The 15,384-nt window shown below is 47.6% G+C and carries 13 protein-coding genes; 5 read left to right on the top strand and 8 right to left on the bottom strand.

Going from position 1 to position 15,384, the window contains the following annotated elements:
* Positions 1–28: 28 nt before the first annotated feature.
* The 3 genes from NOM90_RS06485 to NOM90_RS06475 all read right to left on the bottom strand — a co-directional run bounded on the left by NOM90_RS06485 (position 29) and on the right by NOM90_RS06475 (position 3,142).
* Positions 29–700 carry a GntR family transcriptional regulator gene (locus tag NOM90_RS06485; protein WP_255940803.1) on the bottom strand — a complete coding sequence of 224 codons (672 nt, stop codon included), beginning with the start codon at positions 698–700 and terminating at the stop codon, positions 29–31.
* Between the two features lie 19 nt (positions 701–719).
* Positions 720–1,619 carry a phosphogluconate dehydrogenase (NAD(+)-dependent, decarboxylating) gene (gene gnd, locus NOM90_RS06480; protein ID WP_255940801.1) on the bottom strand — a complete coding sequence of 300 codons (900 nt, stop codon included), beginning with the start codon at positions 1,617–1,619 and terminating at the stop codon, positions 720–722.
* Positions 1,620–1,759: 140 nt separating this feature from the next.
* Entirely contained in the window at positions 1,760–3,142 is a 1,383-nt protein-coding gene (locus NOM90_RS06475; RefSeq protein ID WP_255940799.1) for a zinc ribbon domain-containing protein, read from the bottom strand.
* 234 nt (positions 3,143–3,376) lie between these two features.
* On the opposite strand from NOM90_RS06475, the gene infC reads away from it, so the two are divergent.
* From infC to NOM90_RS06460, 3 genes are all read left to right on the top strand, one after another.
* Entirely contained in the window at positions 3,377–3,850 is a 474-nt protein-coding gene (infC, locus tag NOM90_RS06470) for a translation initiation factor IF-3 (protein WP_255940798.1), read from the top strand.
* A gap of 77 nt (positions 3,851–3,927) precedes the next feature.
* On the top strand, positions 3,928–4,398 hold the full coding sequence (locus tag NOM90_RS06465; protein WP_255940797.1) for a pyridoxamine 5'-phosphate oxidase family protein: 471 nt from the start codon (positions 3,928–3,930) through the stop codon (positions 4,396–4,398).
* A complete protein-coding gene (locus tag NOM90_RS06460; protein WP_255940796.1) occupies positions 4,395–5,009 on the top strand; it encodes a GNAT family N-acetyltransferase in 615 nt (204 codons plus the stop codon). The genes NOM90_RS06465 and NOM90_RS06460 overlap by 4 nt, the downstream gene beginning before the upstream one ends.
* An 87-nt stretch (positions 5,010–5,096) precedes the next feature.
* On the opposite strand, the gene NOM90_RS06455 is transcribed toward NOM90_RS06460, so the two are convergent.
* The 3 genes from NOM90_RS06455 to NOM90_RS06445 are packed head-to-tail and all read right to left on the bottom strand — an operon-like array spanning position 5,097 to position 8,981.
* Entirely contained in the window at positions 5,097–5,354 is a 258-nt protein-coding gene (locus NOM90_RS06455) for a hypothetical protein (protein WP_255940795.1), read from the bottom strand.
* A 23-nt stretch (positions 5,355–5,377) separates the two neighbouring features.
* A complete protein-coding gene (locus NOM90_RS06450) occupies positions 5,378–7,231 on the bottom strand; it encodes an ABC transporter ATP-binding protein (protein ID WP_255940794.1) in 1,854 nt (617 codons plus the stop codon).
* Positions 7,224–8,981 carry an ABC transporter ATP-binding protein gene (locus NOM90_RS06445; RefSeq protein ID WP_255940793.1) on the bottom strand — a complete coding sequence of 586 codons (1,758 nt, stop codon included), beginning with the start codon at positions 8,979–8,981 and terminating at the stop codon, positions 7,224–7,226. The genes NOM90_RS06450 and NOM90_RS06445 overlap by 8 nt, the downstream gene beginning before the upstream one ends.
* A 224-nt stretch (positions 8,982–9,205) precedes the next feature.
* Here NOM90_RS06445 and NOM90_RS06440 point away from each other — a divergent pair, with 224 nt between their 5' ends.
* The gene (locus NOM90_RS06440; protein WP_255940792.1) at positions 9,206–10,516 is read left to right on the top strand and encodes an MFS transporter; all 1,311 of its coding nucleotides are present in this window, start codon (positions 9,206–9,208) and stop codon (positions 10,514–10,516) included.
* Between the two features lie 76 nt (positions 10,517–10,592).
* On the opposite strand, the gene NOM90_RS06435 is transcribed toward NOM90_RS06440, so the two are convergent.
* Both NOM90_RS06435 and NOM90_RS06430 read right to left on the bottom strand, forming a co-directional pair.
* The gene (locus tag NOM90_RS06435) at positions 10,593–12,965 is read right to left on the bottom strand and encodes a glycoside hydrolase family 3 N-terminal domain-containing protein (RefSeq protein ID WP_255940790.1); all 2,373 of its coding nucleotides are present in this window, start codon (positions 12,963–12,965) and stop codon (positions 10,593–10,595) included.
* 159 nt (positions 12,966–13,124) lie between these two features.
* Positions 13,125–13,907, bottom strand: a complete 783-nt coding sequence (locus tag NOM90_RS06430; protein ID WP_255940788.1) for an S-layer homology domain-containing protein — start codon at positions 13,905–13,907, stop codon at positions 13,125–13,127.
* A 223-nt stretch (positions 13,908–14,130) separates the two neighbouring features.
* On the opposite strand from NOM90_RS06430, the gene NOM90_RS06425 reads away from it, so the two are divergent.
* Positions 14,131–15,333, top strand: coding sequence for a MalY/PatB family protein (locus NOM90_RS06425; RefSeq protein ID WP_255940786.1), 1,203 nt, complete (start codon positions 14,131–14,133; stop codon positions 15,331–15,333).
* Positions 15,334–15,384 lie beyond the last annotated feature (51 nt).

Here is a 15,384-nt window from a genome sequence, read left to right as displayed (position 1 = left end):
GATAGAAAAAAAGCCGCAGTCAGCCTTTTCAAGACAAACTGCGACCTAATGTTTCATCCGAATCTGCAAAATAAGCTTTTACAATCTTTGCAATCTGTTCTTCATTACCCGAACGCAATCCTTCAATCACAGTGAGATGCTTATCCGCAACCCACTCCATCCGTTCTTTGCCTTGCCGAAAACTATTCGCTGTCGTCAATAACATGACCGTTCTGACGATTGAGCGGATACTGTTCCATAGATGCCAAATCCGCGTATGCCCGGCTTCTTGGACGATCATTTCGTGAAACGAAAAATCTTGAAACGCAAACTCCACTTCATCGCCGTGCTTGACCGCAAGTTTCATCCGATCGACCGTTTGCTCCAAACGTACCAGCATAGCCGCATTGTCGCGCTTTGCCAATCGTTGCTGCGCAAAACTTTCGATCAGATAACGCACGTCGTACAGCTCTTGAATATGCGTAAGATCCAGTCCGACTACGACAGCACCCATACGTTCCAATCGGATCAAGCCTTCTCCAGCTAACAGTTTGAAAGCTTCGCGTACTGGCGAACGGCTGGCTTCGAACAATTCTGCCACTTTGTTTTCCGATAAAATCTCGCCCGGCTTGATACTCTCATTAATAATTTGCAATCGTAGATGGCTGGCAATACTTTCCCCGCGTGAAGATCCTTGCAGCCAAGCCGAAGGGTAGTGCATCGAGGCAACACTCCTTGAGCTAGTTTTCTTTGACGACGGCATGACCGCCAAATTCGTTACGCAATGCCGCTACCACTTTACCGTGGAACGTATCGTTTTCTAGCGAACGATAGCGCATCAGCAGCGACAGCGCGATAATCGGCGTGCTCACTTCGAGATCAAGCGCTTCTTGCACCGTCCATTTACCTTCGCCGGAACTTTGCATCACACCGCGAATTTCATCCAACTTCGGATCTTTGGAAAAAGCATTTTGCGTCAGTTCCATCAGCCAACTGCGGATAACCGAACCGTTCGACCATACGCGTGCAACAGCTTCGTGATCGTAATCAAAAGCGCTTTTTTCCAATACTTCGAATCCTTCGCCGATCGCTTGCATCATGCCGTATTCGATCCCGTTGTGCACCATTTTCAGATAATGCCCGCTACCGCTAGGTCCGGTGTAAAGATAACCATTTTCGACCGCAAGGTCTTTGAACAACGGTTCGATCACAGCAAATTGCTCTTTGTCGCCGCCGATCATAAAGCAACCGCCGTTTTGTGCGCCCGACATGCCGCCGCTTGTACCCGCATCGAAGAAGAAAATGCCTTTTTTCGCTAACATTTCGGAACGGCGGATCGAGTCTTTGTACTGCGAGTTACCGCCGTCAATGACGATATCGCCTTCTTCAAGCAGTCCCGAAAGACCTTCCAATACGCCGTCTACAATCGCTCCCGCCGGAACCATTACCCAGACTACGCGAGGCGTTGGCAGATTGCCAACCAGGGCTTCCACCGACTCTGCTGCTATCGCACCTTTTTCCGCCAATTCTTGCCCTGGCGCCGGATTCACGTCGTTCACGACTACCTCATGCCCGTTTTCCAGTAAGTTCAATACGAGGTTATAACCCATTTTGCCAAGCCCGATCATTCCGATTTTCATATTATCCGCTCCTTCTTGAATACTTGTATACAACTTGTCTTTTTATGATACTCCTGTGGCTAAGAACTTGTAAAGGGGGTCGGAATTGGATGATAACGCCGACTCCCCTTTACCGTTCTTGATCTTGCTGCTGAACTGAGTTAAGACAATTTCTCGCCTTTGCCACTTAAGATTTTCATTACGCCATTTTCATAACCGACCTGGTACACGGAGCGATACGTAGAATACACCATTCCGTATTCTGTGCTTTCTTGAGCGGTCAAAAAGATCGTTACTTCTGTATTTTGTTCATTGGGTACTGCATCAATCGAATCGATCCATACATCATACGTATTGTCGTAACCGGACGAGAAATCGGAATAACCCGTTCCTTTATGCCAAGATCCGCCGAGCAAATTGTAAGCTTGATTATAATCATACGAATTGATATAGGCATAAAACAATTGAACAGTAGATTTTGCTTCTTCTTGTTGATCAATCTGTTGGAGGACGAAGTCTGCTTGGGCTTGTGCCAGACGTTCTTCTTCGGCTGCTTGCGCCAATCGTTTCTCTTCAGCGGCTAGAGCAGCTTTCGCTTCTTCTTCTTTTTTTCGATTTTCAATTTCTTCTTTTTTCGATTCGATCTGACCATTCAACGCAAGTAATTCAGAATCTGCCGGAGCATACTTCAATCCTTGCTCTACCGTTTGTACGGCTGCCAAAAGACTTTGTTCGTCAAGCAATTTCGTAGCAAGCTGGCTAGTGACAGCTACAATTTTCTTGGTAATATCGGTATGCACTTGCTTCGCTTCAGTCGTACCCACCTGCTCCATTTCAGTCAACAAAGCAGCGAGATCGTTCACATTATCGGTTCCTTTAGCTTTTTCCTGTGTACGTGCAATACGAAGATTTGTTTGGTGCCGCGTAAGCTCCGCTTGTTCGCGTTGCAAAAAAGGGCTGGATCGCTTGCCAATTTCCGTATCTACTGCTGTAACAATCTGCTCGGCTTCATCTAATTTCTGGGCATCGAATAATGTGGGCAGTTGATCCATTTCACTTTGAACGCGCTGCGCTGTCTGGATATCTTGTAGATCGGTATCGATAGCCACATCATTTTTTCTTAGCGAAGAAGCTTGTTCGAGACTCTTCATGGCTGAAGAATAATCACCGTTTGTTGCAAAATTCGCGGCATCGGCTTGGAGTTTTGCTACTCGCGAACCCATATGGGCTTGATACTGATTCCATCCGTACACTCCTACTACAATCAATAACACCAATACGGCAAAAGCTAGCCAGGAGCTGCTTCTCGCAAAAAAAGAAGGCTTAGCTTCAGATGGATTATATCGATCATTCGCTCCTTGTTGACCAGATAACACGGCAGAAGGCAAAAGCGTCGGGGTTGGCTCTACCTTTACCTGCTCTTTTTTGCCTTTATTAAGATTGATTGTCGTCTTGTTCTCTACGTCTGAGTTCAAACGCGTTCCGCACGAAAAACAATACGCGGCACCTTTCGGTTGCTCCGCTCCACATTTGTCACAATACATCTACAATCCCTCCCAAAGATCGACACGTCACTGTCATCTTCATCTTTTTTTGTATATGAAATCACGTTTGCTTGTTTGCTTTTAATGTAACATAATTTATAAAATTTTAGGGCAAAAATTCCTTTGAAGTCATCTCTTGCAAATGAACGATATCGTTTCGTAAGGTTTCACATGGTAAAATAAAAGTGTTGATCGCTTCAATAAGATTATTCGCAACCCAAAGGAGTTTATTCCATGATTAAAAATGAAAAAATCAAAGCTGCCGAAGTGGATGTAACGGGCGTGAATGGCGAAGCGTTAGGAATTATGCCGACTAAAGACGCCCTAAAACTTGCTAAAGATTTGGGCGTGGATCTGGTCTGCACTTCGCTGTACTCTAGCCCACCTCCTTGCACCCTCATTTCTTCGGGTAAAGCCAAAGAAAACAAACAGCAAGAGAAAAAAGCGGCACGTCCAGCAAAAGTGAAAGAAATTCGATTGACCGCAAATATCGAAGAACACGATTACGATACGAAAAAAAATCAAGCGCAGCGTATTCTCGCAAGCGGCGATTCCGTGCAATTCGTCGTTAAAGTCTCCGGCAAAGAAGGCGCGAAAGCAAAAGAACTACTCGAAGAATTATTGCGCGATCTCAAAGACAGCGGCACGAAAAAAACCGGAATTCAAGTCAGCGGCAAGCAAGTCGCGGTACAAGTAGACCCGGTGTAAGCAAATCAAAGGTTAGAAAACGGGCAGACTCGCACTCTAGAGCTGCCCGTACTTTTTACATAAGGAAGGCGATTGGGATGACAAAAAAGGCACAAATGAATCTAGACGATACGCTATACCAGTTGTTTGACGGTACGCATTTGCAAGATAAAGCGCATCTTGCGATGACGTTGCATACCGTAGACGAAGACGGATATCCGCATCAAGCGATGGTAAGTGCAGGCGAAGTGTATGCGGAATCTTCCGAGCAATTGCGGATTGCTTTGTGGCTCGGAACCACAACGACCGGAAATATGCTCCGCACCGGCAAAGCGTTAATTGGAGTCGTATACGAAGGCGTCTCTTATACGATCTCCCTACAAGCCCAAACGTTACCAGAGCTTGAACAATCCAAGCATCCTCGCGCACGGTTCGTAGCAAAAATACGTGAAGTGCGTGCTGATGTAGCAAAATATGCGACTTTAACAAGCGGAATTACGATTGAGCTTCATGATCTACAAGCCGTTGTTCAAAGATGGCAAGAAACATTGGAGGAATTAAAAAGATGAGTGAATTCAAGATTGAATCGATAAATTTCGATTGGAGTGTGTTTCCGAGGTTAGAGACGCCGCGACTCCTATTACGACAAGCGAAGCCTAGCGACCGCGAAGGGCTATTCGCCTTATACGGAGATGAAGAAGTGATGCGTTATCTCCCGCTTGAAGCTTTTCAATCGATTGAAGAAGCCGACGACGAAATGAACTGGCACGCTCGGATTTTCCAAGAGCAGACGGGTCTACGTTGGATGATCGAAGAAAAAGCGACCGGTGACTTTGTGGGAACTTGCGGCTTTCTTGGTATTGAAAAAGAACATCACCGAATGGAGATCGGTTACGATCTGGCTCGGCAACATTGGGGAAAAGGCTTGATGCCAGAAGCGATCAGCGCTGTCTTGCATTTCGGCTTTCATTCACTTGAAGCGAACAAGATCGAAGCCCGCGTCGATCCAGACAATGCTGCTTCAATTAAGCTGATGGACAAACTTCATTTCGTTCAAGAAGGCATCCTGCGCCAACACGAATTCGAAAAAGGACGTTACGTCGATCTTGCCGCTTATTCGATATTAAAAAGCGAGTATGAGGCAGCGCTCTTTTCGACTGAAACAGAAACAACTGTTTAGGCGACTGTGTTCGTCCGTATTAAAAAAGCCGGAACCTCTACGCTTAAGCGAAAAGGTTCCGGCTTTTTTACTCGTTATTATTTGCTATCATTGTCCGTATCCGTCTGTACCGCCTTTATATTTCCCATAAGCCCCGTACACGATATACGCCGCTCCAAGCGCGATATAGATATAATTAATCCAGCTGAACCAACCGCCCTCCGCATTGACGGAAGCCGCGACAGCTACCACGATAATCATCGCGGCATTTTCGACCAAGCGATACTCTGCTCCGTAACGCTTGAAGCGGTATCCGATCATCGCAGCTGAGATGACCATCAATCCAAGTACGATGTAAATCAACAAATCTTAAATCCCCCTCCACCTTATCAATCTCCGGCTTCGCCTTCCACGCCTTGCCCGTGATACAGCCCGCTGTAAAATCCACCTTGCTCAAGGAGTTCGTCATGCGAACCGTGTTCAAGCAGCCCGCCGTCTTTCAGTACCAAAATCTGATCGGCTTGCCGAATCGTATTGAGACGATGCGCAATCACAAAGCTTGTTCGACCTTTCATCAGACGCTGCAAGCCTTGCTGAATCTTAATTTCTGTGACGGTATCGATACTGCTCGTGGCTTCGTCCAGTACCAGAATCGCCGGATCGGCAAGCATCGCGCGCGCAATCGCAAGCAATTGCTTTTGACCTTGGCTGATGCCGCTACCGCCGTTGCTTAGCATTTTATCATATCCGCCTTGCAGCCGGACGATAAAGGAATGGGCATTCGCAAGCTTCGCTGCTTCTTCGATCTCTTCGTCTGTCGCATCCAATCGTCCGTACCGGATATTGTCGCGAATTGTCCCTTCGAACAAAAATGTTTCTTGCAGCACAAACGCCATATGCGAACGTAAATTTTCGCGCTGGATACTTCCGATTTCTTTGCCATCGATGGTGATTTTGCCGCCGCTTGCATCATAGAAACGTGATAACAGTTGGATCAGCGTCGTTTTGCCTGCTCCGGTGGGACCGACCAAAGCAATCGTCTCGCCGGGCTTCGCTTCAAACGAAATATCCGATAATGTATTGCGTCCTTCGTCATAGCCGAAAGATACCCGTTCGAACTTCACCGCGCCTTCGATATGTTCAAGCTTCGATGCTTTGCCTTCGTCTTTGTTTTCGACTTCTTCGTCCATGATCTCGAATACCCGCTCCGCACCCGCTATCGCAGATAACAGCGTATTCCATTGGTTCGCCAGATCGTTCAGCGGACGCGTGAACTGACGCGCGTATTCGACGAATACGATAATGACGCCGATCGTCACTTGACCGTTGATCGCCAAAATCCCGCCGATCCCCGCAACCAATGCAAAACTCAGATTGTTCAGACTGTTCATCAGCTTTGGGATCATGCCCGAGATCGTTTGCGCCCAAAATCCAGACAACCGAATTTTTTCATTACGTACGGCGAATTCTTTTTTTACCCGGTCTTCTTGCGAAAAAGCTTTAATGATGCGTTGACCCGACAACGTTTCTTCGATATAACCGTTCAGATCACCGAGATTGCTTTGGCGTTCTTTGAACAGCGGCCCGGTGCGGCGTGTAATCCAGCGCATCCCAACCGCCATCAGCGGCACGACGATAAAAGTTAGCAGCGTAAGCAGCGGGCTTAGACTCAGCATTACGCCAAGCGTCCCGAACAAAATCAGAATACTCGAAAAAATCTGAATCGCTGAGCTGTTCAGCGTCGCGCTCACGTTCTCGATATCGTTCGTCACCCGGCTCATCAATTCGCCTTGCTGACGTTTCCCGAAAAACGGAATCGGCAACTTATGTAGATGCGAAAATAGATCCACGCGCATCCGGTACACCGTTTCTTGTGCGATTTCGATCATCCATATACTTTGTAAAAACATCGTGATCGGTCCAAGTACATACACGATGCCAAGTACAACGAGGAACCACACCCATCCCAGTCCCCAAAAAGCTCCGTCGCCGCTCAAATAATCATCGACCGCGACGCCGATCATATACGGACCCAGCAGTGACAAAGCCGAGCTAAGCACGACCATAAACAAAACCAGACTCAACTTCAGCTTGCGCTGCGCTAAATACTTCCAGATCCGAGCTAACGTGCCGGAGACATTTTTCGCCCGCTTTTTCTTTTTATACTCGCCGCTGGCTTTGGAAGGATCGGCAATAACGGGCGGTCTGGGCTGACGGAAAGCTTCTGTCCATCCATTAGGCATGCAACGCTTCCCCCTGTTCGAATTGAGATTCGTAAATATGACGGTACAGTTCCGATGTGCGCATCAATTCTTGATGAGTACCGCTGGCAATCAATTGCCCTTCATCCAGCAGCAAAATCAGATCGGCAGCTTGCGTCGAGCTAATCTTTTGCGTGATCAAAAATGTCGTACACGAAATATCTTCTAAAGCTCCAAGCAATCGGCTTTCTGTCGCCAAATCCAGTGCACTTGTACTGTCATCCAAAATCAAAATCGACGGACGGCGCACCAATGCGCGAGCAATCGATAACCGTTGTTTTTGTCCGCCTGACAAGTTAACGCCGCGTTGCCCAAGCTGCGTATCGTAACCGTTCGGCAACTTTTCAACCGTTTCATGAATCTGTGCAATTTTAGCCGCTTCTACGATTTCTTCGAATGTAGCATCTTCTCTGCCCCACGCGATATTTTCGCGAATCGAGCCGGTAAACAGCAATACTTCTTGCGGCACATACCCGATACTGCGGCGTAGATGCTCCGTATCCCAGTCATCGATATTTCGACCGTCGATCAAAATCTCGCCTTCCTCCCGATCATACAAATGCGGAATCAGTTGCACCAAAGACGATTTGCCTGATCCCGTCGCGCCCATGATCGCTACCCGTTTGCCCGCACCGATTCCAAACGAGATATTTTCCAACACTTGAATCTCGCTGGTCGGATAGTTGAACGAGACGTTACGGAACTCGACTGCACCTGCGATCGCAACTTCTTTAGATTGATATTCCGCCGAAATAGGTTTGGCTTGAGCATCTGTCTGTACGAATTCGCCGTCCGACGTATCCAGCACTTCTTTAACCCGTTGAGACGAAGCGCCTGCGCGGGAAAAAGTAACCGCAATCCACGAAAATGCAGACAATGCTCCGATCGTGCGCAGCGCGTAGTTTGCCACCGCAACGACTTCGCCGACACTCGCGCTACCCGATGCAATATATCCGCGTCCGAACCACAATACCGCGATAATCGACGCATTCATCACCAGCATGATGAAAGGCATCGTAGTCTCGGTTAAACGCAAAGCCGATACCGTGTTTTTCATTAATTTATTGCTGGAAGCCGCGAAACGACCATTTTCATGCTTCATCCGTACAAAAACGCGTATCAGACGAATACCGGTCAGATTTTCTTGAATCACACCGTTTACTTTATCGAGGCGTTTTTGTACATTTTTGAACATCGCACCTGCGCGGCGCATAATCCATAGCACGAATACCAATAGCAGTGGAACGGTAAGCGCTAGCATTAATCCCAATTTAAAATTGACGACCATCGCCATTGCCACGCTACCGATGACGACCAATGGAACCCGCGTCATAAAACGCAAACTCATGAAGATCGTGTCTTGCAGCATCGTAATATCGCCGGTCATGCGTGTAATCAGCGAAGACGTGGCGAACTTACTAAATACCGAATACGAGAACGATTGCACTTTGTCATACAGCGTCTCCCGTAAATCGCTTGCAAATCCTTGACTGGCATACGATGCGAAAAAAGAACTGGCAACCCCTGCCGCAAAAGCGAAAAAGGTTCCGATCAGCAGCACGCCTCCCCACATCCAGACGACGCTTAAATTCGAATTGGTGATGCCATCATCAATGATTTTCGAGATCAAGTAAGGTTGTGCCAACTCGACGGTCAGCTCGATCACCATCATGAGAAGCGCCAGCAAAGATGCAGTGCGGTACTTCTTTAAAAAGGCAAAGACTAGCGACATAATGATTCCTCCGACCCCTGCTACTGTAGTGGAAAAAGAATTAACCGACGGACAATATATTCATTATACCGAATTAAAATTCACATGAGGCTGACAAACGTTAACCTTTTTACAAACCGGCGCGTTTATACAGGTATATGTTAAAATTTATTTACCCTTCCTAGTTTGGAAATAACGATCTGATGTTCGGAAATTTCAAATTTTGTCAAAGGAGATTTCGAAAAATGGGAAAAAAGCCTTTTTTCACGACCGCAGCACCTTCACCGGATTTGAGTTTAAGTCAAAATTCGAACTACAAAAAGTTGTTTACCGCTGTAGCACTCACTTTTTTGGGAGATGGATTAACGCTAACGGCTGTACCGTGGCTTCTATCCGACATGACCCGCGATACATTCGAAGCTTCGCTCGTCACGACTGCGATGCGGCTGCCGTGGCTGCTATTCAGCCTCCCGATTGGCGTACTGATCGACCGGTATTCGCGTAAAAACATCGTCGTCGTCTCAAGCTTGCTGCGTGCGATTACGTTAATTGCATTGACCCTCTGTATCGCTCTGGACATGATCAGTATTCCGCTTTTAATGATATTCACCTTTTTGATCGGCGTGAGCCGGGTTGCTTTCGACAGCACGGTGCAGACCTTGATTCCGCGCATCGTCCATTCAGACCGACTTGAAAAAGCCAACGGACAATTTACCGCAGGGCAGCTGATTACGAGCGATATTCTCGGCGCATCGCTCGGCGGGTTAATCGTTACGATTGGGCTGATTATCCCGTTTATGCTGGATTCTTTTACAGCCGTGATTTCGATATTGATTTTGCTAACGCTACGCGGTGCTTTCAGACCTGACGCTGCACCGACAGAGCCAACCTCATCCGTCAAAACTTCGCGCAAAAGTTGGCTTCGGGAAATGTCAGAAGGCTTCACATACATACGCAGTACCCTCTTACTACAAGTACTATCTCTTATGTCGGTTCTGGTAACGCTAACTTTCTCAGGCATGGTCGCTACTCAAGTCTTTTTCGTACAAGACGTACTCGGCTTAAATTCGTTTGGCTTCGGAATCTTGCTGGCAATCGCAACGGTAGGCAGTGTGATTGGTAGTCAAGCCGTATCTCGCTGGCGCAAACGCAACGAAGCCAACACCGTCATGTTGCTGTCGCTTCTTGCGCTAGGCATCTTCTATGGCATCGCAGGATTTACGCGTAGCCCTTATATCGTAGGAGTTTGTTATTTCTGCGCCGCCTTTTTTATCGTGACCTATAATGTCGTGCGTTCGTCGATTATTCAGCGTACCGTTCCCGATCATCTGCTGGGACGAGTCGGCAGTGTATTCCGATTCTTATCACTGGGCATGGGCGCGATCGGCGCACTGCTCGGCGGCTTGATCGTATCGCTCGGCGAAGACTCTTTAGGCTTAAGCCGAGTCGCCGCCTTGCAAATGCCGTATTGGATCGTTGCGGTCGTCAATCTGATCTTGACGCTGATTGCTTTTATCGTGCTGCGTAAAGCTGCTGATTCGCAGCGTTCAGCTTAATTCTGTACTAGACGTTCTAGCAAGCAGGAAGCCGCTTATCGCGATGATAAGCGGCTTTGCTTGTAGAGCCCTACATTTAGCGAATAGACACTGAATTACTAAACACTCTACGCTGAATTTCTCGTTTGCCGCCTGCAAACTCCAATCGGAATGTCTTTTCCGCTTGAATATCTTGCGAAGAAAATCCAAGCATCACGTCCAATTGTACGTTTTCGAGCACCAGCTTCAGATCGCGGTCGTGATAGCCGATCGAATCAAAATCAATATTGAATTCCAGCGATGCCGACTGACCCGCTTCGATCGATACGCGCTTGAAAGCTTTCAATTCGCGTTCCGGTTGCAGAACGCTTGCGTATTTTTTACGCACATACACTTGTACGACTTGATCGCCTTCACGGTCGCCGGTATTGCGAATATCTGCGTTCACGATGATGCCGGTATCGGTCTGCTGGAACGTTACGTTTTCCGCTGCAAAAGTCGTATAGCTTAGACCATAACCAAATGGATACAACGGCGCCAAATCCATCTCCAAATATTTCCCACGCCAAAATTGCTTATGCCCCGTCGCAAGTTGTGCATAGTGTACAGGCAATTGTCCCAAGGCTTTTGGCAATGTCACCGACAATTTCCCGCCCGGATTATATGCACCCGTTAGCGTCTTCGCGATCGCGCTGCCTCCGCGCATTCCCGGTTTCCAAGCTTCGAGAATCGCATCCATCGATTGGCTTTCTTCCAATAACTCTAATGGACGTGCGTTGCAAAGGACTAACACGACTGGGCGTCCGGTTTCTTTCAATGCGCGGAGTAGCTTTTTTTGCTCAGGCGACAATGTAATCTCGACGCGGTCGGTCGATTCGCCGCTATCGTTTTGCCGTCCCATCCCGCTTGTATCGCCGCACACCGCAATAATGACATCCGCATCTTGCGCTGCTGCCACTGCTTCTTCGATCTGGTAAAAGTCTGCATTGCCTTCGTAATCGGTCGTGTCTTTAATTCCGATTCGGTAAACGACTTCGCTATTCGGCAACGCTTGCGCGATACTTTCGTATACGGTAGGCATATCTTGATGATACAAATCTTCGTAACGGGTATCTTTCTTTTTGAAAAAGAGCGTACGCGCTAGTACTTCTTCTTCCGTCAACCCTTCGGAATGATAATACATATCTTCGATATGCGCCGGATAAGAGTAATCGCTGTAGCCAAATTCTTTGACATGCGCAAGCGGTCCGATCACGGCGATTTTTTTGAGCGCCGGATCAAGGGGCAAAAGATTGGATTCGTTCTTAAGCAGCGTCATTGTGCGCAGCGCCATTTCTTCGGACAGCTCCACCATATCCGGCGTGCAGACCGACGAAGATGTAGCTTCTTCGTTTACATAGGGCTGGTCGAACAGTCCGAGACGGAATTTCAGATCCAATACTTTGCGCACGGCAGAATCGACCAGTTCAATAGCGACGTCACCTTTTTCAACAAGACCCCGCAAATACTTTTCGAACATAAAGTCCAGTTCACATTCGATTCCGGCTTCGAGTGCGAGCTTCACCGCTTCTTCTTGCGTCTCGCAATATTCTTGGAACGACTGGATTAACTGAATGCCGTTGCCATCCGATACTGTCAGCCCTTCAAAGCCCAATCGTTCTTGAAGCAAATGCCGCAAAACATGTGCAGAAGCGTGAACCGGTACATGGTCAATCTCATGGTACGCCGCCATGATGGATAGCGCGCCCGCATCACGAATTGCTGCTTCAAAAGGTACGGCGTATTCGTCGAGCAACTCGCGATCGGTCACATGCACCGGTCCGCAGTTACGTCCGCCGTCACTGATGCCTTGCGCAACAAAATGTTTAAGCGTTGCGATAATTCCTTGCGTTAGATCCTCGGATTGCAGCCCTTGTACATAAGCAGTGCCGTATTGACTCACCAAGTACGCATCTTCGCCAAATGATTCTTCATATCGACCATAACGGTGATCGCGAATCACATCGACGACGGGTCCAAGCGCCCAACGTTCGCCTGTCGCGATCATTTCGCGGCGCATCGCATCAGCCATACGGCGGATCGGTTCTTCATCGAACATGCTGCCTGCTCCGATATTTTGCGGGAATAGCGTATGGTTACGGCTTAGTACGCCGGATGTCGCTTCCGTCATGAACAATACCGGAATCCCAAGCCGGGTTTCTTCCACGAAATGTTTTTGGATTCGATTCATGGCGCGCGCCATTTCTTCGGGTAATAGATCGGTCGCGCCGCCTATTCTGCCGATATATCCGCAACCGTGCGGGACTTTTTCGCGTGTCAGTTCGGCAGAGAAAACGAAATTTTGTACATCGGAAATCATACTGCCGGTTCGAGCAGAGGTAAGTTGAGCGACTTTTTCTTCCAGCGTCATTTGAGCAAGCAGATCGCTTACGCGAGTTTGCGCTTTTTGAGATGCGTCTTTGTATATCATGATGAATGACCCCCTCTTGGAATATAAATATCTCATTTTTATGTAAACGCTTTAATTTTTCTTTTCCAGTATATAAAACCTTTTCGGAGAAAGCTACTTTTTGTCTGCAATAAAAAAATGTTGTAGAGATTGAAATTTCAACCTCCACAACATTCGCATTTAAGGCAACGTAATATCTTCTTCCAGCACAAACGGCTCTTTAAACGCACCAGATTCCAGCAGCGGAGCAATCATGCCCGCCATTTCGCTACGGGTAACTTTTTTGTTCGGGTTTAACGTTCCAGTGCTTGTCACCGGGATTAGACCCGCTGCATAAGCCGCGCCTACATCGTCGATTGCCCACGCCGGAATATTGCGAATCCCGCCGAGACCTTCAGGCAGAGGTTGTGCTTCCAAATGAGCGGCACGCGCAACCATTGCCGCCGCTTCGGCACGCGTTACAGGAAGCTTCGGCCCAAATTTTCCTCCATCCAAATAACCGTCGTAAATACCGGCTGCGCTTAATCCTCCAACATATCGAATCGCCCAATCCGGAATCGGATCGGTGAAATAAACATCGAAAATGCTACCGTTCGCTTTCATCGCTCTGCCTAAAATTACGGTAAAGTCCGCGCGACCGATTTCAGCTTTTGGGCGGAATTTGCGATCTTTTGCCGGCTTCACGATTTCTTCTTTGTACAGGGTCATGATTGCATCCCGGTTCGGATCTTTAACAATATCGTAAAAAGGTTCCGGCGTAACAGGCTTGGCAGGTGTACCCGCAGCAGGCTTGACTGGAGCTGTATTCGTTGAAGCTTTTGGAGCTGGCGTACTTGAAGGGCTCAGCGCTGCTGCATGTGCACTTGAAAACGGTAAAGCTGGAGCCGCTAACAGAGATACAACAGCCAGTGTTAAGATTTTTTTTCGATAATTGCTGACTGTAAACTTATACTTACTCATCATTTCTTTTCCTCCTTGGCAGTTGCGTATTCATTAGAAATTATCAGATTCATCTTGAACTTTCATTCCCTGTACTACCTTACAAAAATTTTTCTTTCAATGCAAAATCCAGCAAAAAGAGCATTCTCACTTCTAAAATTGGAGAGTATTCGCTTGTTGATTTTAAATAGGTTCTGTCTCATAATAAATCAGATATAGACTTACCGAATCAAGGAGGATTTTTCTAATGACATTGAAAAGCCGTTTCGACTTTCACACACAAATCGACCGACTACAAAGTGCTTCAGAAAAATGGGACGGACGCGAAAAGATTTTCGGTGCGCCGGACGCACTCCCACTTTGGGTAGCTGATATGGACTTCGCTGCCCCTCAAGAAGTTTTGGATGCTTTGCAGCAACGCGTGACGCATGGTGTATTTGGCTACACGTTCCGTACTCCGCAATATTTCGAAGCTGTGGTGAACTGGATGCAGACCCGACACAACTGGAGTATTGAATCGGAATGGATCACGTTTACACCGGGCGTTGTGCCTGCGCTTGCTTTTGCGGTAGAAGCTTTTACAAAACCGGGCGACAAAATTGCGATTCAAACTCCGGTGTATCCGCCTTTCTATAATGTAGTACGCGAAAACGGACGCCAATTAGTGATGAACCCGCTCCGCGTGTCGGAGCAAGGCGATTATTCGATGGACTTCGACGATCTGGAATCGAAATTAGCCGACGACGTGAAAATGCTGATCTTGTGCAGCCCGCATAATCCGGTCGGTAATATCTGGTCGCGCGAAGACTTGGCAAAACTTGCCGACATCTGCTTGAAGCATGAAGTTCTCGTTATCGCAGACGAAATTCACGCCGATCTGATCTTTGAAGCGCAATCACATATTCCGTTTGCAGCCGTATCTGACGCTGCACGCGATAACTGTATCGTCTGTACCGCGCCTAGCAAAACGTTTAACCTTGCGGGATTGTCGGTATCGAATATCATCATCCCAAATCGTAAACTTCGTCTGACTTTTGAACGTACCGTCAGCAAAATGCACGGGCTAGGTTCGATCAGCACCCTTGGTGCAACTGCAACCGAAGCGGCTTACCGTCACGGCGGCGAATGGCTCGATGAACTGCTCGTCTACGTGCGCGGCAATATGGAGTACGTACAAGCGCAAATTCAAGAATATTTGCCGGAGTTATCGGTGAAACTGCCAGAAGCGACCTATTTGCTTTGGATCGATTTCCGTGGCTTAAATATGAATGCCAAAGATTTGATGCAATTTTTGCTGCATAAAGCGGGTCTTGCACTGAACGACGGCACCATGTTCGGTATCGAAGGTGCCGGATATATGCGAATGAACGTTGCGTGTTCGCGAAGCGTTATCGAACAAGCGATGGAGCAGTTAAAAGCAGCTGTAGCTGAACTTCGTTCATCGAAATAATCACATATGAATCCCCTAGCCTTTATTGCAAAAAAGGCTAGGGGATTTTTA

The organism is Saccharibacillus sp. JS10 (genome assembly GCF_024436065.1).
Classification (GTDB): domain Bacteria; phylum Bacillota; class Bacilli; order Paenibacillales; family Paenibacillaceae; genus Saccharibacillus.
The sequence above is the reverse complement of the archived record's forward strand: the minus strand, read 5'-3'. Positions and strand labels throughout refer to the sequence as shown.